This is a genomic window from Bacteroides sp. 1001302B_160321_D4 (assembly GCF_015667765.1).
GTDB classification, from domain to species: domain Bacteria; phylum Bacteroidota; class Bacteroidia; order Bacteroidales; family Bacteroidaceae; genus Bacteroides; species Bacteroides xylanisolvens.
Window position 1 is genome coordinate 1 of record NZ_JADPLO010000089.1, and the last position, 20009, is coordinate 20009.

Here is a 20009-nt window from a genome sequence, read left to right on the forward strand (position 1 = left end):
TTTAAAACCTCTGTGTACTCTGCGTCCTCTGTGGTGAAAAAAAATCAGCACGCTTTGAAACTCATATCCAGTCCTTTCACTGAATGAGTCAAAGCCCCTACCGAGATGAAGTCTACGCCACATTCGGCATAGTCACGGAGGGTATCAAAAGTAATGCCGCCCGAAGATTCGGTTTCGTATTTGCCTGCTACCATCTCCACTGCTTTCTTAGTCATTTCGGGAGTGAAGTTATCAAACATGATACGATCCACTCCGCCGAGGTCAAGAACTTGTTGCAGTTCGTCGAAGCTGCGGACTTCTATTTCTATTTTTAGGTCTTTGCCTTTTTCCTTGCAATATTCTTTAGCGCGAGTGATAGCTTTGTCGATACCTCCGGCAAAGTCTACGTGGTTGTCTTTCAGAAGAATCATATCGAACAAACCAATACGATGGTTTACTCCACCACCGATTTTCACTGCCATTTTTTCGAGGATGCGCATACCGGGAGTTGTCTTACGGGTGTCGAGCACACGGGTATTTGTTCCTTCCAATACCTTTGCATATTTGCGGGTCATGGTTGCGATGCCGCTCATACGCTGCATCACGTTCAACATCAGGCGTTCGGTCTGAAGCAAAGATTGCACTTTTCCTTCCACTACCATTGCTACGTCGCCCGGTTTCACTTCTGTTCCATCGTTGATAAACACTTCCACTTTCATAGTGGGGTCGAAGCGATTGAAAATTTCTTTGGCAACTTCGATACCTGCCAGTACACCGGCTTCTTTGATAAGCAATTTTGATTTTCCCATTGCCGTAGCGGGAATACATGAAAGGGTGGTATGATCGCCATCACCTATATCTTCTGCAAAAGCAAGATCGATCAACTTGTCGATCAGTTCTTTTTCCTTATTCATTGATCTTGTCAATTCTTATTTGATGTATTAAATATTGATTCTGCACTTTCTTCAGGAAGCAGTTCACACGAAAGTTCCCATTAGTAGTAGCCAACGTGCCGATAACGAAACTTGATTCGTCCCGTTTTCCCTGATGGTTCACATTAAATCCGCTGACTTTATTCTCCGTAAAGAATTCCTGCATCGCAGCTGTTGCTTTCTGTTTGTCAACGTTTGTCGAGCGACCTTGGAGCACCAGGTTTACCTTGTCCCCCATATACTTACTTAGCTCTTGCGAGCTTCCTCTTTTAAATGCCGTAATCACTCCTGCCGGTATCTCTTGCGCCATTAGCAACGAGAGGGAAAGAAGCAATGCGGTCATTCCTACGAGCACTCGTTTTTTCATAATTACAAGCTTTTAAGTTGAAGTTTAAAGGCTTAAACTTTCAACTAATGATAGGCAAAGGTAAGCATTAATTGCAGAATAACATAAAAAATGCCTATTTTTGTGCAATAATCAGAATTATAGAGACATGAAAACAACCCTGCTCGTCGTAGGACGAACCGTAGAACAACACTATATCACTGCCATCAACGACTATATCCAGCGCACCAAACGCTATATCACTTTTGATATGGAAGTGATTCCCGAACTGAAAAACACCAAGAGTCTTTCAATGGAAGTACAGAAAGAAAAGGAAGGAGAACTGATACTGAAAGCTCTTCAACCGGGAGACGTCGTGGTGCTGCTCGATGAACACGGAAAAGAAATGCGCTCTCTTGAGTTTGCCGAATATATGAAACGGAAAATGAATACGGTAAACAAACGATTGGTGTTCATTATCGGAGGTCCTTATGGCTTTTCAGAAAAAGTGTATCAGGCAGCACACGAAAAGATTTCAATGTCGAAGATGACTTTTTCTCATCAAATGATTCGGTTGATATTCGTGGAGCAGATTTATCGGGCAATGACGATATTGAATGGAGGGCCGTATCATCATGAATAGTAACTTATCTCATATACTATTATAAACGAGACAAAATAGACTTTTTAATTTCATCCCAAGATACATCCACAAACATATAAGGCATTGGTTCCTCCTCCGCATCTTCAAAATAAGCTAAACTTTTCATAGCCATAAAAGAAGATGAGTCAGGATATTTTTGAGCAAGCCAAGGATAAGTATAGTTCACGATATCTATTTTAACCTCATTCAATACGTAAATGTGTATATTCTTAGAATCATTTAAGATAGTCAGTGTCCCAAGTGTTCGCAAAGCTTCCTTCAAATCTTGAGAATCTACATTAATCTGACCAAAAAAATCCAAATCGACCGACTTTCGATGTCCTAATTGCAAAGCTAATGCAGTACCACCGACTAGACGAGTATTACAAAGTACAGGTAACTGTTGCAACTTTTTTAAAAGTTCCAGTGTTGTGGATTCGACCGTTGATAAGTGTAACATCTAAATTGTTCTTTAGGAGTTTGTGAAATGGCAGAAAGATAAGCTAAAGCCCGAGGCTCCAATTCACGAAACCCTTTAGCTATTTCGACGATCCTCCCAAGTCCATAATATTGTTTTACAATATTCCAATCTTGCAACATACCATATTCAAGCACTCTCTTTATTATATATTGTGAATGCTTCTCCATATCCAAATCATCTTTATTGACATCCCAAAAAAGATATGTTGAAAATCGAGTAATATATTCTTCCATTGTCTATCGTATTGCAATCCTTAATATGACAAAGATAAAAATAAAAAATGAATCGAACGCAAGCTAATAGCTATATTTCACAAAACTGTATTATTCTCTTCTTCATAGATTTTATTAAAAACTCTACAAAGTTTTTTTTCATCCGCAATTAGTTGACGAAGTTCTGCCAACCGTCCGGCATTATCCGATTGGGGTATCCATAACGTCAGATACCCTCCTTCTGCATATTTTTCAGTTAGATGTTTCCGAAAACGGGCATATTGCTCTTCTTTATCCATCTCCGGATAATGAGACAGCCCATATTGTACGGTACGGCGTAAAGTAACTTCGGGATCAATAATTCGGTCAGCCTCGGCAACAATCATTCCATAGATTGTTCTGGGAGCCTGTTTATTAGAAGCCCGATGATCTTCTATCGCCTCTTTCATCTGCAACAGCTGTTCATCCGTAAACCAACGCCGCAAAGTTTCGTCGGCTAACAATACTTTGCCGGAGGTTATATGATGAAATTCACGTCCTTCATACAACCCCAGGTCATGATAAGCAGCAATGACATAAACCATCGAATAATCGACTTCATAATACGTCGCTAATTTCAGACTTTCCTCAATTACCTTTTCTACATGGTCAATTTGATGCGCTTTATCAAAGTTAGCGTATTGAGGAATAATACTTTGCCGAACATAGTTTTGCAATTCAGCAGGCACATGATGAGTCATATTCGATCTTTTTAGCTAGTAAATTCTTTTATTTATATTATTCCCGATTCATCAAACGATGTTCTGCCATCTGTTCGAACTTTGTTCCCGGACGACCATAATTGGCGTATGGATAGATAGAAATACCGCCACGAGGAGTAAAGATACCTGTTACTTCAATATATTTGGGATTCATTAGTTTTATAAGATCCTTCATAATGATATTTACGCAGTCCTCATGAAAAGCACCATGACTGCGGAAACTGAAAAGGTATAGTTTCAAACTTTTGCTTTCTACCATTTTTATATCAGGAATATAGCTGATACGTATTTCAGCAAAATCCGGTTGCCCCGTGATAGGACACAGACTTGTAAATTCCGGGCAGTTAAAACGTACCCAATAATCATTTTCAGGATGCTTATTATCAAAAGCTTCCAATACTTCAGGAGCATAATCTTGCTTATACTCGGTCTTTCTTCCTAATAAAGAAAGTTGGTCTTTTAATTCTGTCATTGTACTCGTTAACTACAACCCCTATTCTAGATAAAAAAACACATTTCCTCTTTCACCTATCACCGACCAATCTTAAACACTCTATTCATCGATGTTTCAGTGGTGAAAGATTCGTTTTACAACCTATCACCGCATCTATCACCTATCACCTATCACCATCAACTCTTAACCCACGGTTGCTTTATCCGCAGCTTACTTGTTACAGTTTGTTTCATTACCTGAAACAAAGAGTTTCCCGTAGAGAAACAAAGTGTTTCACACCGAGGAACCAAGTGTTTCACGCCTTGGAACTAATAGTTTCAAGTAACAGAAACTTTAGTTTCCCACCGTTGAAACTCTAGTTTCCTACCGTTGGAACTTTAGTTTCAAGCTGCTGAAACTAAACTAAGCCAATACATTCCAGGCAGAAGCTACTATCTTCTATTAATTGAAACTTACCGGTGACAATAGATGTGACGGCAAAATATCAAGTTTTGTTGCTGTCACCACTTGCTGTCACAAACTATTTATTTTATAATCAACTGTTTAACAACAACAATGTGACAGATGACAGCAAGAAAATGCATTTTAATCTCTATGTAGAGATATTATTGATTCTTACTTTTTAAATACTTCTCCAATCCTTCCCGTCGTAACGTACAAGCCGGGCAATGTCCGCAGCCATCTCCTTGAACACCATTATAGCATGTCAAAGTCTCGGTGCGAATCAGTTCCAGTACTCCCAGTTTGTCGGCCAACGCCCATGTCTCTGCTTTATCAATCCACATCAAAGGAGTATGAATTACAAACTGTTCATCCATAGCCAAATTGAGAGTCACATTGAGAGACTTGATAAACGCATCCCTACAATCGGGATAACCGCTGAAATCCGTTTGGGAAACTCCCGTTACCAAATGATTAATACCACGTTCACGGGCATACACAGCCGCAATACTCAAAAAGAACAGGTTACGTCCCGGAACAAATGTATTGGGAACACTATCTGCCGGCTTTTCCTGATCCATCACCATGGTGGTATCGGTCAATGAATTATGGCCTAGCTGTCCGATGAAGGAAACATCCATCACATCAAATTCCACTTCCGCTTTCCGGGCTATCTCCCGCGCAAGTTCCACTTCTTTCTGATGCTTCTGACCATACAGAAAACTCAAGGCATATACTTTCTTAAAATTGCGTTTTGCCCAAAACAGGCAAGTGGTAGAATCCTGCCCACCACTAAACACAACCAATGCTGCTTTTCTATTCATATTCTATATTAAATATCTTTGACTTTCAATACATTATAAGAGATGTCCGTGTCGTAAACATCACTACCGTCTATTTTCTTGATTGCTTTCACCACACGGATCGTCACCGGGAGGATCATCACCTCATACAAGGATTTCAATACAATCTGAATCCCCATCATGATAAGCAGTTCTTTCCAAGCAATGACACCTCCAAAAGCTACCGGGAAGAAAATCAATGAATCGGCAGTCTCACCCACCACAGTCGACCAAATGGCACGGGCTGAAAAGTTACGTCCCTGACTGGCTACTTTCATTTTACTCATCACATATGCATTAAGAAACGAGCCTACCAAAAAGGCCATCAGACTGGCAGCCACAATACGAGGAGCCATACCGAACACAAAATCAAAGTGCTCTTCACCTTCCCAAAAAGGAGCAGCAGGAATGGCAACAGCTATCAACCCAAGAGCGACCACAAAGAAGTTCATAGCAAAACCACTCCAAATGATAAGGCGCGCTTTCTTGAATCCCCAAACCTCGGCGATACAGTCATTTATAATATAAGAAATAGGAAAAACCAATAATCCGGCTGTTACGGTCAAACTACCGATCTGGATTACTTTCGTTTCAAGAAGATTGGCTGCAATAAGGCAAACGTTAAAAAGGATACCCAGCAGCATAAAGGGTACAGATACTTTTTCTTTCATAATTCCTGTTTTTTACGTGGTGTTCTAGAATACACGACCGCTATTCACGGCATCAAATGTCTTTTTATTCTTTTGCGCTGCAAAGGTATAGGAAAAACTATGAAAAAGCAAAAGAAATCCGATGATTGACATACATTTCATTGAAAAGACATAACTTTGCCAAATACAGAGCTTAATGTTTGTATCAAAGATTAAACTTATAAACTATATTTAAAGAAACGATATCTAAATCATGGCAAAAGAAAATAAAAGCAATATCATCATCTACCAAAGTGAAGACGGGCAGACACACATAGAAGTGCAGATGGACGAAGATACCGTATGGCTATCCCAACAGCAAATGGCCGACCTTTACCAAACGTCTCGAACAAATGTGGTAGAACATATTAAGCACATTTATGAAGATGGTGAACTTGTTGAAGAATCAACCTGTCGGAAAATCCGACAGGTTCGACAAGAAGGAGCGCGCATGGTTGAAAGAGAAATTCCTCACTACAATCTTGATATGATAATATCTTTAGGCTACCGAATAAATTCAATTCAAGCCACACACTTCCGTCAATGGGCAACGGCACGCCTTAAAGAATATATCATCAAAGGCTTCACCATAGACGATGAACGATTGAAGCAGCTGGGAGGAGGCTATTATTGGAAAGAGTTACTCGACCGCATCCGTGACATCCGATCGTCTGAAAAGGTGATGTATAGACAAGTGCTTGATATCTATGCTACTGCCGTAGATTACGATCCCCACGCCAAACAATCTATTGAATTCTTCAAGATTGTTCAGAATAAGCTACACTTTGCAGCCCACGGACATACAGCTGCAGAAGTTATTTATGAACGAGCCGATGCCGACCAACACATGATGGGACTAACTTCCTTTAAAGGCGACCATCCGACATTGCGCGATGCAAAGATAGCCAAGAACTACTTGAGCGCAGAAGAACTCAAAGTGCTGAACAACCTTGTCTCCGGATATTTTGATTTTGCCGAAGTACAAGCTATCAAGCACCGTCCAATGTACATGAACGATTACATCAAACATCTGGATGCCATACTGTCTTCTACGGGAGAAGTTCTATTGATGGATGCCGGTATGATAAGTCATGAACAAGCTATGGATAAAGCTGAAACAGAATATCGCAAGTGGGAAGTACGCACGCTTTCACCCGTAGAACAAGCCTACCTCAACAGTATCAAAACACTGAATCATAAAACTAAAAAGAAAGGATGACTAAAAAAAAATGAAAACTCTCTATGAACAATCCTTTTCAGACGACTACAGTGAAAGAAAAAGCTATAGACGCAGCCCATACCGCACAAGCAACTGTCCAAAAGGCTAAACACAGAGTACAGGAAATACTGGATTGACAATAAAAAAGAGCCTTCCCATCAGCGTCGTATTCTGACAGGAAAGCTCATCACTTTGACCTTAAAACACATCACTCAATTAAAAAGGCGCATCAGGAGGAGAAATCTTTCAATTCCTCTTTCAACCGTTTACGGATGAAAAACAAACGGCTCTTCACCGTTCCCATCGGCAATCCTAATTTCTCGGCAATTTCTCTATATTTAAATCCAGCTACAAACATCTGAAAAGGCACTTTCATCTCTTCCGGTATGGAATGTATCACCCTATACAACTGTTTCATATCGTATGTAAATTCGAATCTGTCAGCATCCTCATCTTCTATCAGATGTTGTTGATTGATGGAGTAACTATCATCAATCAAGTTCATTTCGCGAACTGTACGACGATAGTTATTCACGAAAATATTACGCATAAGCGTATACATCCATCCTTTCAGATTTTTGCTATACGTAAACTTCTCCTGATTATCCAATGCCTGCAACAAACAATCCTGAACCAAATCATTGGCAGATTCGCGATCTGCCGTCAATTTATATGCGAAGCGATGCAAATCCGGTTGTATCGCTAATATTCCTTTCGTAAAATCTACTTTTTCCATCGTCGTATTTCTTTTATCTAATTAGTACGGTACAAAGATCCGCTTTTTTAGAATCATTATAAATAGCAATTCTTCCGATTAGTTTGGCAATTTTTCCTTTGCCCCTCTCAACCATTTCTTTTTTTAGTTGTTGATTGGGCATTCACCTAAAACTTAACTCATAATGAAAACAAGCTTTAAAATGGTAGCTATGCTACTGGGGATAGGAATTTTCCCCCTCTGTGCCCATGCACAAAAGAAGGTAATCATCGAAGATGAAGAACCCAACTCAATCATGTTTGTCTCGAAGAACAAAGCAGGAGATGAAATCATCCGAATCATGAACGACCGTTCACAGATGCGTTTTCACGACCCCAATGCTCCCCGCTTCCTGCTCACTGACCAGAAAGGGAAATTCGCCCTCGGTATCGGAGGATACGTTCGTGCAACGGCAGAGTATGATTTTAACGGTATCGTTAATGATGTAGATTTCTATCCGGCATTGATACCACAACGCGGAAGCGGCAATTTTGCAAAGAACCAATTCCAGATGGACATCACCACTTCCACCCTGTTCCTCAAATTGGTAGGACGTACCAAACATTTGGGAGACTTCGTAGTTTACACTGCCGGAAACTTCCGTGGCGATGGAAAGACCTTTGAATTACAAAACGCTTACGCACAATTCCTCGGTTTCACCATCGGGTACAGCTATGGTTCGTTCATGGACCTCTCCGCACTGCCTCCAACTATCGACTTTGCAGGTCCTAACGGATCAGCCTTTTACCGCACTACGCAATTAAGCTATATGTGTGATAAGTTGAAAAACTGGAAGTTTGGTGTTTCTATGGAAATGCCTTCAGTAGACGGAACAACCAATAATGATTTGTCTATCAACACCCAACGGATGCCTGACTTTGCCACTTCCGTACAGTACAACTGGAACAGCAACAGCCATATTAAATTAGGAGCCATTATCCGCAGCATGACTTATTCGAGCAATGTGCATGAAAAAGCCTATTCTGCTACCGGCTTCGGTCTGCAAGCCTCTACAACCTTCAATATTACCAAGAAATTGCAGGCATACGGACAATTTAATTATGGAAAAGGTATCGGTTCCTACCTGAATGATTTAAGCAACCTGAACGTAGATATCGTCCCCGATCCCGACAAGGAAGGAAAAATGCAAGTTCTTCCGATGCTGGGATGGTATGCAGGATTGCAATACAATCTTTGCCCGAGCATCTTTATATCCGGAACATACAGTCTGTCCAGACTTTATTCTGAAAATGGATACCCTAGTGAGAATCCCGAATCCTATCGTAAAGGACAATATCTGGTAGCCAATGCTTTCTGGAATGTAAGCAGCAATCTGCAAGTCGGCGTTGAATATTTGAGAGGATGGCGCACTGATTTCAGTTCCGCAACCCGCCATGCCAACCGGTTGAATATGCTGGTGCAGTATTCTTTCTAAACTGACATAATAAAACAAAAAAGCCGTCTCAACACCATGTTCGAGACGGCTTTTCTATATATAAAGGACTAGAAATTTAGAACTTATAGTTCACGCTCACACCAAATACTTTATTAGTACGGCTGTAAACGTCTTTATCCACTAATGATGCCATCGATGTTGCCTCTAAACCACGTGGTTTTTCTTTAGTGTAATCACTATATGTAGTCCAGAAATAAGCTACATCAAGGCTCAATGCCTGAGTAAAATTGATACGACCTCCAAAACCTACTGAATAAGAGTCACAAGAAAAACTTGTATCTGATTGGAAAGCGTCGCTCAAACCGTAGTCTGTTTTCTGATAACCTCCACTAACAGTGAATAATTTGTTAATATCCCACTCAACACCAGCCAAATACTCGTGTGTACCATGTTTCAATGTTTTCTGTTTGCCATCTGCCATACCAGCATTCTTATCATCAAAGAAGTGATATTCTACTGAAGCCCGAAGTGAAGGCAAAAACTCATAACTTGCTGCAACAGAAAGCATAGAAGGAAGGTCACTTGGTGTATTCACACCATTCGCATAAGGTGCCATAAAATCCGCCGCTGCATCTGGAAACTCACGCGTATGCGTATCATTCTCAATATTCATATTAGCTTTGAATTCATACTTCGCCGCCAAATTCAATTTGCCAAATTTAGCATCTACACCAATAATAGGCGTCAACCCCCAACCTGTCTGGTCACAATCAAGCTCAATCTTTGTATTATCAAGTTTTTGAAGCAAAGGTCCTGATTGCGCCTGTGCTGCCTGAGTTGCTTGTTCCAAGCTCATACCAGGATTAGCAGCCATGATTTGTTGTACCATGGCAGCACCTAATTGTTGAGCCACACCATCTTTCAAAGCAATATTCAAATAACCTTTATACCCGCCTGTAAAATAATTCATACGAGCACCGGCAAAAACAGAAAAATGCTTATTAATCTTATAACTTGCTCCTAACTGGAAACCGTAAATATACTGACGACCTTCCATAGCTGAATTAATATTGTACATATTAGGTTTCAGTATTCCCCCACTCGCAGAAGTTGCCAAACTAATAGCAGCAGCATCAAACATAGGCAAACCATTATCAAAAGAAGCTTTTCCGCCACCACCAACAATAGCAAAGCTACCGGAAAATGCCCAGTCACCTTTTTTATATACAGCATGTATGGAAGGAATAACGGGAGCAGAAGCTTTTCCTTCATAATTACGCACAGTGGTCTGTCCATCCATAGTCCATAAAGGACTTGTAGCAGCTATATCACGAGTCTGATATGCACTTTGAATAGTAAGCGCTACTTGAAGACCATCTTTGGGAAGAAATGCCAGTCCGGCAGGATTACTATAAACTCCATCAACATCAATGGAAGCGCCGCGGGCTATCATGCGCAAGAAAGCAGCATTCTGATTCGTATTGGTTAGATAATCTCCGGCAAAAGTTGGAATTGAAACGATCAACATTGCAAGACCAATCAACGAAATTTTTCTCATCTAAATCTTTTTTTAATTATTTCGGGCGCAAAGATACGATATTATTGCACACGAGAGATATGTTTGTGCATTTTTTTTCATTTACCTGCCCATTTTAATTGAAAAAACAAACTGTTTCTAATGAAACAATCTATATTTACTACTGTACAGAAAGCAAACAAATCCACCTGTTCCGATGTTTAATACTATATAATTATAGAATACTATTATGGCCTATACAATTGCATTTTTCGGCACAAAGCCTTATGACGAGTCCTCTTTCAATGACAAAAACAAAGAGTTTGGATTTGAAATACGCTATTACAAAGGACATCTGAATAAAAACAACGTACTACTGACACAAGGAATGGATGCAGTCTGTATCTTTGTGAACGACGTTGCCGACGCAGAAGTAATCCGTGTGATGGCGGCAAACGGAGTGAAACTACTGGCATTACGCTGTGCCGGATTTAATAATGTAGATTTAAATGCTGCCGCCGCTGCCGGAATCACCGTAGTGCGGGTTCCCGCTTATTCTCCCTATGCTGTTGCAGAATACACGGTAGCACTTATGCTATCGCTAAACCGCAAAATACCCCGCGCCTCCTGGCGTACCAAAGACGGTAATTTCTCCCTGCATGGTCTGATGGGATTCGATATGCACGGGAAAACAGCAGGTATCATCGGCACTGGGAAAATAGCAAAAATACTGATTCACATCTTAAAAGGGTTCGGAATGAACGTACTGGCTTACGACCTCTATCCGGACTACAACTTCGCCCGTCAAGAACAAATTGTTTATACTTCACTGGACGAACTATACCACAATTCGGATATTATCTCCTTACACTGTCCGCTCACTGAAGAGACCAAATACCTGATAAACGACTACTCTATCAGCAAAATGAAAGACGGAGTAATGATTATCAATACCGGTCGCGGGCAATTGATTCATACCAATGCGCTGATTGAAGGGTTGAAAAACAAGAAAATAGGTTCCGCAGGACTGGACGTATACGAGGAAGAAAGCGAATACTTTTATGAAGATCAATCCGACCGCATTATCGACGATGATGTACTCGCCCGTTTGCTCTCGTTCAACAATGTAATCGTCACTTCTCATCAAGCTTTTTTCACACATGAAGCAATGGAGAATATTGCCGCAACCACCCTGCAAAACATAAAAGATTTTATCAATCATAAGCCTTTATTAAATGAAGTGAAGAAATAAAACTTTTAAGCTGCTTTCTTTGTTTACCAAACATATAAACAAATAAGAGAAAGGACAGTTTTTATGAAAAAAGTAATACATAAAGCAGATACAAGAGGACATTCCCAGTATGATTGGCTGGATAGTTATCACACTTTCAGTTTTGACGAGTACTTCGACTCCGATCGTATCAATTTTGGTGCTCTTCGCGTATTAAATGATGATAAGGTTGCGCCCGGACAAGGTTTTCAGACTCACCCGCATAAAAATATGGAAATCATTTCCATTCCTCTGAAAGGACATCTGCAACATGGAGACAGCAAGAAGAACAGCCGCATTATTACTGTCGGAGAAATTCAGACAATGAGTGCGGGAACAGGAATCTTCCATAGTGAAGTAAATGCAAGTCCGGTAGAACCGGTGGAATTCCTGCAGATTTGGATTATGCCGAGAGAACGGAATACCCGTCCCGTTTATCAGGATTTCAGCATTGCAGAACTGGAGCGTCCGAACGAACTGGCAGTCATCGTATCTCCCGACGGTAGCACACCTGCTTCCCTTTTGCAAGATACCTGGTTCTCCATCGGCAAAGTAGAAGCCGGAAAGAAATTAGGTTATCACATGCATCAAAGTCATGCAGGCGTCTATATCTTCCTCATTGAAGGAGAAATAGTAGTAGACGGTGAAGTTCTGAAACGTCGTGACGGCATGGGTGTTTACGATACGAACAGCGTTGAACTGGAGACATTGAAAGACTCACATATTCTATTAATAGAAGTACCTATGTGATATCATCATTAAAAATAATAAACTAAAGCTGCCAGATAATCTTATGGCGAAATTAAACATAGCAGATATCCGACAGGAATATACGAAAGGCGGGTTGCGGGAAAGTGAACTTCCCGGCGACCCGCTTTCGCTTTTCAGTCGTTGGCTGCAAGAAGCGATTGACGCAGAGGTGGACGAACCGACTGCGGTCATTGTAGGAACTGTATCCCCCAAAGGGAGACCGTCCACACGTACAGTATTGTTAAAAGGACTCCATGATGGAAAATTTATCTTTTATACCAATTACGAAAGCCGCAAAGGCAAACAATTGACACAAAACCCATCTATCTCCCTCTCTTTTGTCTGGCACGCTCTCGAAAGACAAATACATATAGAAGGAATAGCGACGAAAGTTTCACCGGAAGAATCGGATGAATACTTCCAGAAGCGTCCTTATAAAAGCCGGATTGGCGCACGAATTTCTCCGCAAAGTCAACCGATAGCAAGCAGAATGCAATTGATACGATCCTTCGTCAGAGAAGCCGCCCGATGGATTGGAAAAGAAGTGGAAAGACCTGATAATTGGGGCGGATATGCCGTCACACCTACAAGGATTGAATTCTGGCAAGGACGCCCCAACCGACTGCACGACCGCTTTCTATACACCCTACAACCGGACGGTGAATGGAAAATCAGTCGTCTTGCTCCTTGATTTCGTCGATTTTTCTTGGCAACTCCAACGAGAATACGTAATATTGCAACTATAAAATAGTCAGCTATGACACTGAATTATATTTATCACAGCGGGTTCGCCATCGAAATGGAAGGTGTAACCATTATCATCGATTACTACAAAGATTCTTCCGAAACGGAACACAACCGGGGAATCGTGCATGATTATCTCCTGCAAAGGCCGGGTAAACTGTACGTATTGGCTACTCATTTCCATCCCGATCACTTTAACCGTGAAATATTGACTTGGAAAGAGCAACGCCCCGACATTCAATACATCTTCTCCAAAGATATTCTGAAGTCCCATCGTGCCAAAGCCGAAGATGCTTTCTATATTAAAAAAGGAGAAACATACGAAGACGACACGATCCGCATCGACGCCTTCGGATCGACAGATGTCGGCAGTTCGTTCCTTCTTCACTTACAAGATTGGAGTATCTTCCATGCCGGCGACTTGAACAACTGGCACTGGAGTGAAGAATCGACCGAAGAAGAGATACGAAAAGCCAATGGTGATTTCCTTGCAGAAGTTAAATATTTAAAAGAAAAAGTGCCTAACATCGATCTAGTGCTATTCCCGGTGGATCGGAGAATGGGAAAAGATTACATGAAAGGGGCAAAACAGTTCATCGAACAAATAAAAACTACTATATTTGTGCCCATGCACTTCAGTGAAGATTATGAAGGAGGAAATGCGCTTCGTAGTTTTGCAGAAAATGCAGGATGCCGTTTTATCAGCATCACCCGTCGGGGCGAAAGTTTTGAGATTACCAAATAAACACATTATAATTATGAATAAATTTACGATTCTGTTTCTTACTATGTTTCTCGCATTGCCGATGGCAATGAAGGCAGATTCTGCAAAAGAGAAGAAAGATGACACCAGGTACCTTGCAGGAGCTGTTCCTGAAGTAGAAGGTAAAGTAGTATTTTCCAAAGAGTTCCAGATTCCCGGAATGAGTCAGGCACAAATCTACGACACAATGACAAAGTGGATGGATGAACGTCTGAAAGAGAATAAAAACACCGACAGCCGCATTGTTTTCTCCGACGAAGTAAAAGGAACAATTGCCGGTATTGGAGAAGAATGGATTGTTTTCCATTCCAGTGCCCTGTCATTAGACCGTACATTAGTTAACTATCAGATTACCGTTACCTGCAAACCCGGAAACTGCCTGGTAGAGCTTGAAAAAATCCGTTTTACTTATCGTGAAACAGAAAAATATAAAGCCGAAGAATGGATTACTGATAAATATGCGCTCAATAAAGCTAAGACTAAATTAGTACGTGGCTTGGCCAAATGGCGTAGAAAAACTGTAGACTTCGCCGATGATATATTCATGGATGTAGCGGTAGCTTTCGGAGCACCTGACACCCGTCCGAAAACAGAGAAAAAGAAGAAAGAAGAAGAGCAAAAAACTCCATCAATCGTTGCAGCCGCAGGTCCGATTGTCATTGGTGGCGCAGATAAAAAGACTGATATAAAAGTGACAACTGGCGAACCTGCTCAAACCACTGTTCCTGCTGCAACTCTCACTCCTGCTACTCCTGCAGGCAAGGCTTCCGCTGATATGCCGGGTTATATAGAAATTGATTTGAAACAAATCCCGGGTGAAGTATATGCTTTGATGGGAAGCGGAAAATTAGTAATCAGCATCGGAAAAGATGAGTTCAACATGACCAATATGACTGCAAATGCTGGTGGCGCACTTGGTTATCAATCAGGAAAAGCAGTTGCCTATTGCACACTTTCACCCGATCAAGCTTACGATGCAATAGAAAAGGCAGATAGCTATACATTAAAATTGTACGCTCCAAACCAAACAACACCTTCGGCTGTTATCGAATGTAAGAAAATGCCTTCACAGACAACTCCGCAAGCCGGACAACCGCGCACGTATGTTGGAGAAATCGTGAAGCTCTTAATGAAAAAATAAAGAAAATCGCAACAATGGAAATAAAAAGTAAATTTGACCATTTTAATATCAACGTCACTAATCTGGAGCGGAGTATCGCTTTTTATGAAAAAGCACTCGGCTTAAAAGAACATCATCGGAAGGAAGCATCCGACGGCTCGTTCACGTTAGTCTACCTGACTGATAACGAAACAGGTTTCTTGCTGGAATTGACGTGGTTGAAAGATCATACTGCTCCATACGAACTGGGGGAAAACGAAAGCCATCTCTGCTTTCGTGTAGCCGGCGATTACGATGCAATCAGAGCTTATCACAAAGAAATGAATTGTGTATGTTTTGAGAACACGGCCATGGGGCTTTATTTCATCAATGACCCGGACGATTACTGGATTGAGGTACTTCCACAAAAGTAAGAGAGGTCGTTCCAAAAGTCCCTAAAAAGAAAAATCACCCTTACTACAATTTGGAGTGGCCCAAAAAGCTAAACAGATTAAAAAGGGACATTTAATAAATAAAAAAGATAAGGCAACTAATTCACTGCGAGTTAGTTGCCTTTTTTTGTATTTCTAAGCAGAGATATTCAACAAATGTCTCCAAAAATTAACAAGATTGATAAAGAGTCCGGTTTTGCATCGGGCTCTTCCCTTTTAACCTTGATTTGACTCTACTATTATTGTACTACTCTATAATATTCCTCTAAGGCTTTTCGGACAGCCTATGCTGTTTCTAAAAAACAAAGCATAATCCTAAAATTGCCGCCAGTATAAAAAAACAACCAGGAACAAATTGGTTAACAAGCAGCCTCATTAGTTGCATTCTGGGCAACACAAACATATCATTCGCCTTACCTTTATCATACAATATGGTAACCTTATCATCTATATGATACTGTTTTGGATAAAGATAAATGTTATTTTCCTCTCCACTCTTTAGATTAGAAGGAAGAAATTGGCAACACTTCTCGTCTTCTCCCTCCAATTTATATTTTATTTTTGGTATACATACATCAGTAATATTCATACCATCAGACTTTACCTGTGTCTCTATATCCACTACCTTTCCATGTGTTTTCCTGTCATACGATTTTATTATCCTGCAATGAAGCATCCACAAGAGTCCCATTTTCAGAATTAGAAAAGCACCCCGCAACATAAGTACAACAGATACTACACAAATTATTATATTTATAACCATACTTTTATTTCTTATGACGGCTAGCTCTCTTCTTCCGGATATCTGCTTTCATCTTCGCTGCACCCGAACCATGCTGTCCACGAATATACGTCGCTTTTTTCGCTTTCGTCTTCACTTTTTCCTCTTCTTTGGGCTTATCTTTCTTACCTTTAAAAACGATTCCACCCATGATTGCTTCTTCTATACTCATATAATCATTTATTAGTATTCAACATTTCCGACGGCAAAGATAACCCTTTTCTGCGGATTTATTTATCTTTGCAGAGTTAACAATCGTAACCACCAATGGCAACAACAACTCTTTCTGCAGAAAAGGACCCGATGGGAGCCGCTATTTCTGATTATTTCAACCATCACAGAGCTGATCGTTTGCGGGTATTCTCTTCCCAATTCGAAGAAGATGAAATTCCCGTCAAAGAATTGTTCCGTAGTATACAGTCTATGCCTATATTAGAGCGTACCGCCCTACAAATGGCTACAGGACGAATATTGGATGTAGGTGCCGGAAGCGGATGCCATGCACTGGCACTTCAGGAAATGGGAAAAGAAGTGTGTGCCATTGATATTTCTCCGTTATCCGTCGAAGTGATGCAACAACGCGGAGTGAACGATCCGCGCCTCATCAACCTTTTTGACGAAACATTTACCGAAACATTCGACACGATCCTGATGCTTATGAATGGTTCCGGAATTATCGGAAGACTGAATAATATGCCCGGATTCTTCCAACGAATGAAACGTATTCTCCGTCCCGGCGGATGCATACTCATGGATTCCAGCGATTTGCGCTATCTTTTTGAAGAAGAAGACGGCAGCATAGTCATCGATCTGGCCGGAGATTATTATGGAGAGATTGACTTCCAAATGCAATATAAAGATGTAAAAGGAGACACATTCGACTGGTTATATCTAGATTTCCAGACTCTTAGTTTATACGCTTCCGAATGTGGTTTTAAGGCAGAACTAGTGAAAGAAGGAAAACATTACGATTACCTAGTCAAACTTAGTATTGCTTGAAAAGCTCATTATTATATAGTGACGGTATGCGTTCCGGATAGCGTCACTATATAACCTAAATAGTGACGCCATCACATCAGGATAGCGTCACTATTTTTATATGCTCATAAATGCTCCGTCAGATACGCCTAATGAAGGCTTTCTTTCATTTCAGCATCTCATTAATCTTCTGTACAAGAGAAGCAAACTCTTCTTCATTATACAAACGAGTCAGTTTTACAATTCTTCCTTCCTTATCAACTAACACATTTCTTGTTATTCCGGATTCACGCAATGCATATTTCGCAAAAATATCAGCTCCCGGATCCAGTCCTAACGGATAAGTCACTCCGGTAGATTTAGCAAAAGCCAATACTTTATCAAGTGGTTCGTCACGGTCAATGCCAATTAAAGCAAAGTCTGCATTATTTTTATGCTTTAACCAAATATCCTTCTCAATAAATGGCATTTCTTTACGACAAACTCCACACCAACTTGCAGTAAACTGCAACATGACAACCTTACCACGAAGGGAAGATAGACTCACTTGTTTACCATCTGTCAGGGTAATCGTAAAGTCCGGAGCCATCTCTCCTACCCGAACAATATATCCTGTACTATCTGCCTGAACAGATATAGTATCTGCAGCTACTTCTACACTATCTGTTGCAACTTCTACATTTGCCGTCCCCTTTTTCTGTCCGGAACAAGCCCATATACCTATGGCTAAAATCGCCATACCACATACATTCATAATTTTCATTTTCATCTAATCATTGGTAACTTTGCAAATATAAAAAAAGTATGCGATGTATTTGCATTTTTAAAAGAAATTCATACCTTTGCACCCGCAAAAGAAAAACGCCTCTTTAGCTCAGTTGGCCAGAGCACGTGATTTGTAATCTCGGGGTCGTTGGTTCGAATCCGACAAGAGGCTCTCCTATAAAAATGTTGTTTATCCGATCAGGTAAAACAGCATTTTTTTTATTTATACTCTTTCATTTTTTTGTTTACGAAATATTACCACACTCACAGCCAACAGAATTAAAATAATCCCAATAGCGCTATTCAGAGTAAATAGTTCTTTAAACACAAAAACTCCTATCACCACAGCTGTCAATGGTTCCATCGCACCTAAAATAGATGTCAGCGTAGGCCCTGCATATTTAATAGCTCGTACCAATGTTATATTAGAAATGGCTGTAGCCGGTAATGCAAGTCCCAAAATAATCAACCAGGTATAACCGTCAGCTACCAGCCGAAGCCCGGAAGTAGTCAGAGCACCTATAAAATAAAGAACGGTTCCTAACCCCATAACATAACAAGTCAGTACAGTGGAATTGATTCGAACAGCGCATGTCATTCGTACACCAACAATATACCCCGCATAGGAAAACACAGAAACACAAGCTGCTACCAGTCCGACTATCGTATCACCATTTTTCGCCTCCAGTTCCCCCGATGAAAGCAAGGCCGCTCCTAACAAGGACATGAAGACCGCAAACATCACCCAAAGGGATTTCTTTTCCTGAAAGAAGTACATCATAACTAGAGATACCGCCAACGGATACATAAAATGAATGGTTGACGCCACCCCGGTAGCTATATTCTGATATGCTATAAGCAAACTGAATGAAGTAACTGCCCTCAACAAACTTAATAAAAGAACAACTAAAAAATCCTTCTTTTCCAATCGAAAACTACATCCTGAACACCATCCGAACAGAGTCAACGCAATTGTCGCCACTCCCCAACGATAGGAAAGCACTTCGAAAGCTGAAAAACCTGCCAACAATAAAGTGAGGGAAAAGAACGGAGCCAGTCCAAAAGTAGAGGAAGACACCGCTGCATAAAGTATACCTTTTATACGATTCATCAATCTATTCAACTAATTTCCGATATTCATGGGTACAAAGATCATAAATATTTCTTTAATATCACCATTAATTTCACATTATCAGTTAATCGATCTAACCCCTAAATCAGTACAAGAAGATAAGCCTGATACATTTCCTCCTTATAAATATAACCTTTTAATAATCCTCAATGACTGTATTTCCAAAAATATCCTTTTTGATAATTTTTCTATGACCATCACTACTTTCAATTATTTCGTTCCCCAAAATATCTTTTTTAATGGTTGTTCTATTGCCTTTGCCATCTTCGATAATGGTATTTCCAAAGATATCTTTTTTAATCGTCTTTCTATTACCTTTATTGTCTCGAATGATAGTATTTCCAAAAATATCCTCTTCGATAGTCTTTCTATTACCCTTATCATCACGAATGATGGTATTTCCAAAAATATCCTCTTCGATAGTCTTTCTATTACCTTTATCATCACGAATGGTGATATTCCCAAAAATATCTTTTTCAATAGTCTTTCTATTGCCTTTATCATCACGAATAGTAATATTCCCAAAAATATCCTCTTCAATGGTCTTTCTATTGCCTTTATCATCACGAATGGTGATATTCCCAAAAATATCTTTTTCAATGGTCTTTCTATTGCCTTTATCATCACGAAT

25 protein-coding genes and 1 tRNA gene are annotated in these 20009 nt (G+C 40.3%); 11 read left to right on the plus strand and 15 right to left on the minus strand.

The features are described 5' to 3' along the window. Positions 1 to 44: 44 nt before the first annotated feature. Positions 45 to 893 (minus strand): carboxylating nicotinate-nucleotide diphosphorylase, encoded by an 849-nt coding sequence (gene nadC / locus KFO40_RS23430; RefSeq protein WP_004314515.1) that lies wholly within the window; start codon positions 891 to 893, stop codon positions 45 to 47. Then, positions 886 to 1278 carry a DUF4783 domain-containing protein gene (locus tag KFO40_RS23435; protein WP_004311346.1) on the minus strand — a complete coding sequence of 131 codons (393 nt, stop codon included), beginning with the start codon at positions 1276 to 1278 and terminating at the stop codon, positions 886 to 888. The genes nadC and KFO40_RS23435 overlap by 8 nt, the downstream gene beginning before the upstream one ends. 127 nt (positions 1279 to 1405) lie before the next feature. On the opposite strand from KFO40_RS23435, the gene rlmH reads away from it, so the two are divergent. Further along, positions 1406 to 1879 carry a 23S rRNA (pseudouridine(1915)-N(3))-methyltransferase RlmH gene (gene rlmH / locus KFO40_RS23440; protein WP_004314516.1) on the plus strand — a complete coding sequence of 158 codons (474 nt, stop codon included), beginning with the start codon at positions 1406 to 1408 and terminating at the stop codon, positions 1877 to 1879. A gap of 19 nt (positions 1880 to 1898) precedes the next feature. Here rlmH and KFO40_RS23445 read toward each other — a convergent pair whose 3' ends face one another. The 6 genes from KFO40_RS23445 to KFO40_RS23470 all read right to left on the minus strand — a co-directional run bounded on the left by KFO40_RS23445 (position 1899) and on the right by KFO40_RS23470 (position 5741). Then, entirely contained in the window at positions 1899 to 2339 is a 441-nt protein-coding gene (locus tag KFO40_RS23445) for a nucleotidyl transferase AbiEii/AbiGii toxin family protein (RefSeq protein WP_118407343.1), read from the minus strand. Continuing rightward, a complete protein-coding gene (locus KFO40_RS23450) occupies positions 2294 to 2593 on the minus strand; it encodes a DUF6922 domain-containing protein (RefSeq protein WP_004311349.1) in 300 nt (99 codons plus the stop codon). The genes KFO40_RS23445 and KFO40_RS23450 overlap by 46 nt, the downstream gene beginning before the upstream one ends. Positions 2594 to 2670: 77 nt before the next feature. Next, the gene (locus KFO40_RS23455) at positions 2671 to 3312 is read right to left on the minus strand and encodes an HD domain-containing protein (protein ID WP_087323654.1); all 642 of its coding nucleotides are present in this window, start codon (positions 3310 to 3312) and stop codon (positions 2671 to 2673) included. 37 nt (positions 3313 to 3349) lie between these two features. Then, entirely contained in the window at positions 3350 to 3805 is a 456-nt protein-coding gene (gene queF / locus KFO40_RS23460) for a preQ(1) synthase (protein ID WP_008644607.1), read from the minus strand. A 587-nt stretch (positions 3806 to 4392) separates the two neighbouring features. Continuing rightward, positions 4393 to 5052 carry a 7-cyano-7-deazaguanine synthase QueC gene (gene queC, locus KFO40_RS23465; protein WP_117683707.1) on the minus strand — a complete coding sequence of 220 codons (660 nt, stop codon included), beginning with the start codon at positions 5050 to 5052 and terminating at the stop codon, positions 4393 to 4395. 8 nt (positions 5053 to 5060) lie between these two features. Beyond that, a complete protein-coding gene (locus KFO40_RS23470) occupies positions 5061 to 5741 on the minus strand; it encodes a queuosine precursor transporter (RefSeq protein ID WP_004311352.1) in 681 nt (226 codons plus the stop codon). Positions 5742 to 5973: 232 nt separating this feature from the next. On the opposite strand from KFO40_RS23470, the gene KFO40_RS23475 reads away from it, so the two are divergent. Further along, positions 5974 to 6978 carry a virulence RhuM family protein gene (locus KFO40_RS23475; RefSeq protein ID WP_008644602.1) on the plus strand — a complete coding sequence of 335 codons (1005 nt, stop codon included), beginning with the start codon at positions 5974 to 5976 and terminating at the stop codon, positions 6976 to 6978. 229 nt (positions 6979 to 7207) lie between these two features. Here KFO40_RS23475 and KFO40_RS23480 read toward each other — a convergent pair whose 3' ends face one another. Beyond that, positions 7208 to 7714, minus strand: coding sequence for an RNA polymerase sigma factor (locus tag KFO40_RS23480; protein ID WP_004314521.1), 507 nt, complete (start codon positions 7712 to 7714; stop codon positions 7208 to 7210). Between the two features lie 163 nt (positions 7715 to 7877). Between KFO40_RS23480 and KFO40_RS23485 the strand changes: the two genes are divergently transcribed. Continuing rightward, positions 7878 to 9167 (plus strand): DcaP family trimeric outer membrane transporter, encoded by a 1290-nt coding sequence (locus KFO40_RS23485; RefSeq protein WP_008644596.1) that lies wholly within the window; start codon positions 7878 to 7880, stop codon positions 9165 to 9167. Positions 9168 to 9243: 76 nt separating this feature from the next. On the opposite strand, the gene KFO40_RS23490 is transcribed toward KFO40_RS23485, so the two are convergent. Further along, positions 9244 to 10686 (minus strand): OmpP1/FadL family transporter, encoded by a 1443-nt coding sequence (locus KFO40_RS23490; protein WP_009041225.1) that lies wholly within the window; start codon positions 10684 to 10686, stop codon positions 9244 to 9246. A 208-nt stretch (positions 10687 to 10894) separates the two neighbouring features. On the opposite strand from KFO40_RS23490, the gene KFO40_RS23495 reads away from it, so the two are divergent. The 6 genes from KFO40_RS23495 to KFO40_RS23520 all read left to right on the plus strand — a co-directional run bounded on the left by KFO40_RS23495 (position 10895) and on the right by KFO40_RS23520 (position 15704). After that, a complete protein-coding gene (locus tag KFO40_RS23495; protein WP_134985668.1) occupies positions 10895 to 11896 on the plus strand; it encodes a 2-hydroxyacid dehydrogenase in 1002 nt (333 codons plus the stop codon). Between the two features lie 63 nt (positions 11897 to 11959). Next, positions 11960 to 12664, plus strand: coding sequence for a pirin family protein (locus KFO40_RS23500; RefSeq protein ID WP_004314524.1), 705 nt, complete (start codon positions 11960 to 11962; stop codon positions 12662 to 12664). Positions 12665 to 12707: 43 nt separating this feature from the next. After that, complete coding sequence (gene pdxH, locus KFO40_RS23505) at positions 12708 to 13355, plus strand: pyridoxamine 5'-phosphate oxidase (protein WP_008644594.1); 648 nt, start codon at positions 12708 to 12710, stop codon at positions 13353 to 13355. A gap of 66 nt (positions 13356 to 13421) precedes the next feature. Beyond that, on the plus strand, positions 13422 to 14153 hold the full coding sequence (locus KFO40_RS23510; RefSeq protein ID WP_008644593.1) for an MBL fold metallo-hydrolase: 732 nt from the start codon (positions 13422 to 13424) through the stop codon (positions 14151 to 14153). A 13-nt stretch (positions 14154 to 14166) separates the two neighbouring features. Further along, entirely contained in the window at positions 14167 to 15312 is a 1146-nt protein-coding gene (locus tag KFO40_RS23515; protein WP_004311362.1) for a DUF4468 domain-containing protein, read from the plus strand. 14 nt (positions 15313 to 15326) lie between these two features. Beyond that, positions 15327 to 15704: a VOC family protein gene (locus tag KFO40_RS23520; protein ID WP_008025806.1), complete on the plus strand. Its 378-nt coding sequence runs from the start codon at positions 15327 to 15329 to the stop codon at positions 15702 to 15704. 313 nt (positions 15705 to 16017) lie between these two features. Here KFO40_RS23520 and KFO40_RS25785 read toward each other — a convergent pair whose 3' ends face one another. Then, complete coding sequence (locus KFO40_RS25785; protein ID WP_225450386.1) at positions 16018 to 16311, minus strand: hypothetical protein; 294 nt, start codon at positions 16309 to 16311, stop codon at positions 16018 to 16020. 178 nt (positions 16312 to 16489) lie between these two features. Continuing rightward, entirely contained in the window at positions 16490 to 16675 is a 186-nt protein-coding gene (locus tag KFO40_RS23530) for a hypothetical protein (RefSeq protein ID WP_004300779.1), read from the minus strand. Between the two features lie 95 nt (positions 16676 to 16770). Here KFO40_RS23530 and KFO40_RS23535 point away from each other — a divergent pair, with 95 nt between their 5' ends. Further along, a complete protein-coding gene (locus tag KFO40_RS23535; protein WP_008025809.1) occupies positions 16771 to 17502 on the plus strand; it encodes a class I SAM-dependent methyltransferase in 732 nt (243 codons plus the stop codon). 145 nt (positions 17503 to 17647) lie between these two features. On the opposite strand, the gene KFO40_RS23540 is transcribed toward KFO40_RS23535, so the two are convergent. After that, on the minus strand, positions 17648 to 18250 hold the full coding sequence (locus KFO40_RS23540) for a TlpA family protein disulfide reductase (RefSeq protein ID WP_128859683.1): 603 nt from the start codon (positions 18248 to 18250) through the stop codon (positions 17648 to 17650). Between the two features lie 94 nt (positions 18251 to 18344). Here KFO40_RS23540 and KFO40_RS23545 point away from each other — a divergent pair. Continuing rightward, a tRNA-Thr gene (locus tag KFO40_RS23545) sits at positions 18345 to 18418 on the plus strand. Between the two features lie 51 nt (positions 18419 to 18469). Here the strand turns inward: KFO40_RS23545 and KFO40_RS23550 are convergent. Together KFO40_RS23550 and KFO40_RS23555 are read right to left on the minus strand one after the other, a co-directional pair. Next, complete coding sequence (locus KFO40_RS23550) at positions 18470 to 19357, minus strand: DMT family transporter (protein ID WP_074705488.1); 888 nt, start codon at positions 19355 to 19357, stop codon at positions 18470 to 18472. A gap of 157 nt (positions 19358 to 19514) precedes the next feature. After that, on the minus strand, positions 19515 to 20009 hold a 495-nt coding region (locus tag KFO40_RS23555), incomplete at its 5' end, for a hypothetical protein (protein ID WP_211146856.1).

Bases quoted from the DNA above. Each gene is read 5' to 3' on its own strand.
- nadC (WP_004314515.1), bottom strand. From the start codon at position 893: ATGAATAAGGAAAAAGAACTGATCGACAAGTTGATCGATCTTGCTTTT.
- KFO40_RS23435 (WP_004311346.1), bottom strand. From the start codon at position 1,278: ATGAAAAAACGAGTGCTCGTAGGAATGACCGCATTGCTTCTTTCCCTC.
- rlmH (WP_004314516.1), top strand. From the start codon at position 1,406: ATGAAAACAACCCTGCTCGTCGTAGGACGAACCGTAGAACAACACTAT.
- KFO40_RS23445 (WP_118407343.1), bottom strand. From the start codon at position 2,339: ATGTTACACTTATCAACGGTCGAATCCACAACACTGGAACTTTTAAAA.
- KFO40_RS23450 (WP_004311349.1), bottom strand. From the start codon at position 2,593: ATGGAAGAATATATTACTCGATTTTCAACATATCTTTTTTGGGATGTC.
- KFO40_RS23455 (WP_087323654.1), bottom strand. From the start codon at position 3,312: ATGACTCATCATGTGCCTGCTGAATTGCAAAACTATGTTCGGCAAAGT.
- queF (WP_008644607.1), bottom strand. From the start codon at position 3,805: ATGACAGAATTAAAAGACCAACTTTCTTTATTAGGAAGAAAGACCGAG.
- queC (WP_117683707.1), bottom strand. From the start codon at position 5,052: ATGAATAGAAAAGCAGCATTGGTTGTGTTTAGTGGTGGGCAGGATTCT.
- KFO40_RS23470 (WP_004311352.1), bottom strand. From the start codon at position 5,741: ATGAAAGAAAAAGTATCTGTACCCTTTATGCTGCTGGGTATCCTTTTT.
- KFO40_RS23475 (WP_008644602.1), top strand. From the start codon at position 5,974: ATGGCAAAAGAAAATAAAAGCAATATCATCATCTACCAAAGTGAAGAC.
- KFO40_RS23480 (WP_004314521.1), bottom strand. From the start codon at position 7,714: ATGGAAAAAGTAGATTTTACGAAAGGAATATTAGCGATACAACCGGAT.
- KFO40_RS23485 (WP_008644596.1), top strand. From the start codon at position 7,878: ATGAAAACAAGCTTTAAAATGGTAGCTATGCTACTGGGGATAGGAATT.
- KFO40_RS23490 (WP_009041225.1), bottom strand. From the start codon at position 10,686: ATGAGAAAAATTTCGTTGATTGGTCTTGCAATGTTGATCGTTTCAATT.
- KFO40_RS23495 (WP_134985668.1), top strand. From the start codon at position 10,895: ATGGCCTATACAATTGCATTTTTCGGCACAAAGCCTTATGACGAGTCC.
- KFO40_RS23500 (WP_004314524.1), top strand. From the start codon at position 11,960: ATGAAAAAAGTAATACATAAAGCAGATACAAGAGGACATTCCCAGTAT.
- pdxH (WP_008644594.1), top strand. From the start codon at position 12,708: ATGGCGAAATTAAACATAGCAGATATCCGACAGGAATATACGAAAGGC.
- KFO40_RS23510 (WP_008644593.1), top strand. From the start codon at position 13,422: ATGACACTGAATTATATTTATCACAGCGGGTTCGCCATCGAAATGGAA.
- KFO40_RS23515 (WP_004311362.1), top strand. From the start codon at position 14,167: ATGAATAAATTTACGATTCTGTTTCTTACTATGTTTCTCGCATTGCCG.
- KFO40_RS23520 (WP_008025806.1), top strand. From the start codon at position 15,327: ATGGAAATAAAAAGTAAATTTGACCATTTTAATATCAACGTCACTAAT.
- KFO40_RS25785 (WP_225450386.1), bottom strand. From the start codon at position 16,311: ATGAATATTACTGATGTATGTATACCAAAAATAAAATATAAATTGGAG.
- KFO40_RS23530 (WP_004300779.1), bottom strand. From the start codon at position 16,675: ATGAGTATAGAAGAAGCAATCATGGGTGGAATCGTTTTTAAAGGTAAG.
- KFO40_RS23535 (WP_008025809.1), top strand. From the start codon at position 16,771: ATGGCAACAACAACTCTTTCTGCAGAAAAGGACCCGATGGGAGCCGCT.
- KFO40_RS23540 (WP_128859683.1), bottom strand. From the start codon at position 18,250: ATGAAAATGAAAATTATGAATGTATGTGGTATGGCGATTTTAGCCATA.
- KFO40_RS23550 (WP_074705488.1), bottom strand. From the start codon at position 19,357: ATGAATCGTATAAAAGGTATACTTTATGCAGCGGTGTCTTCCTCTACT.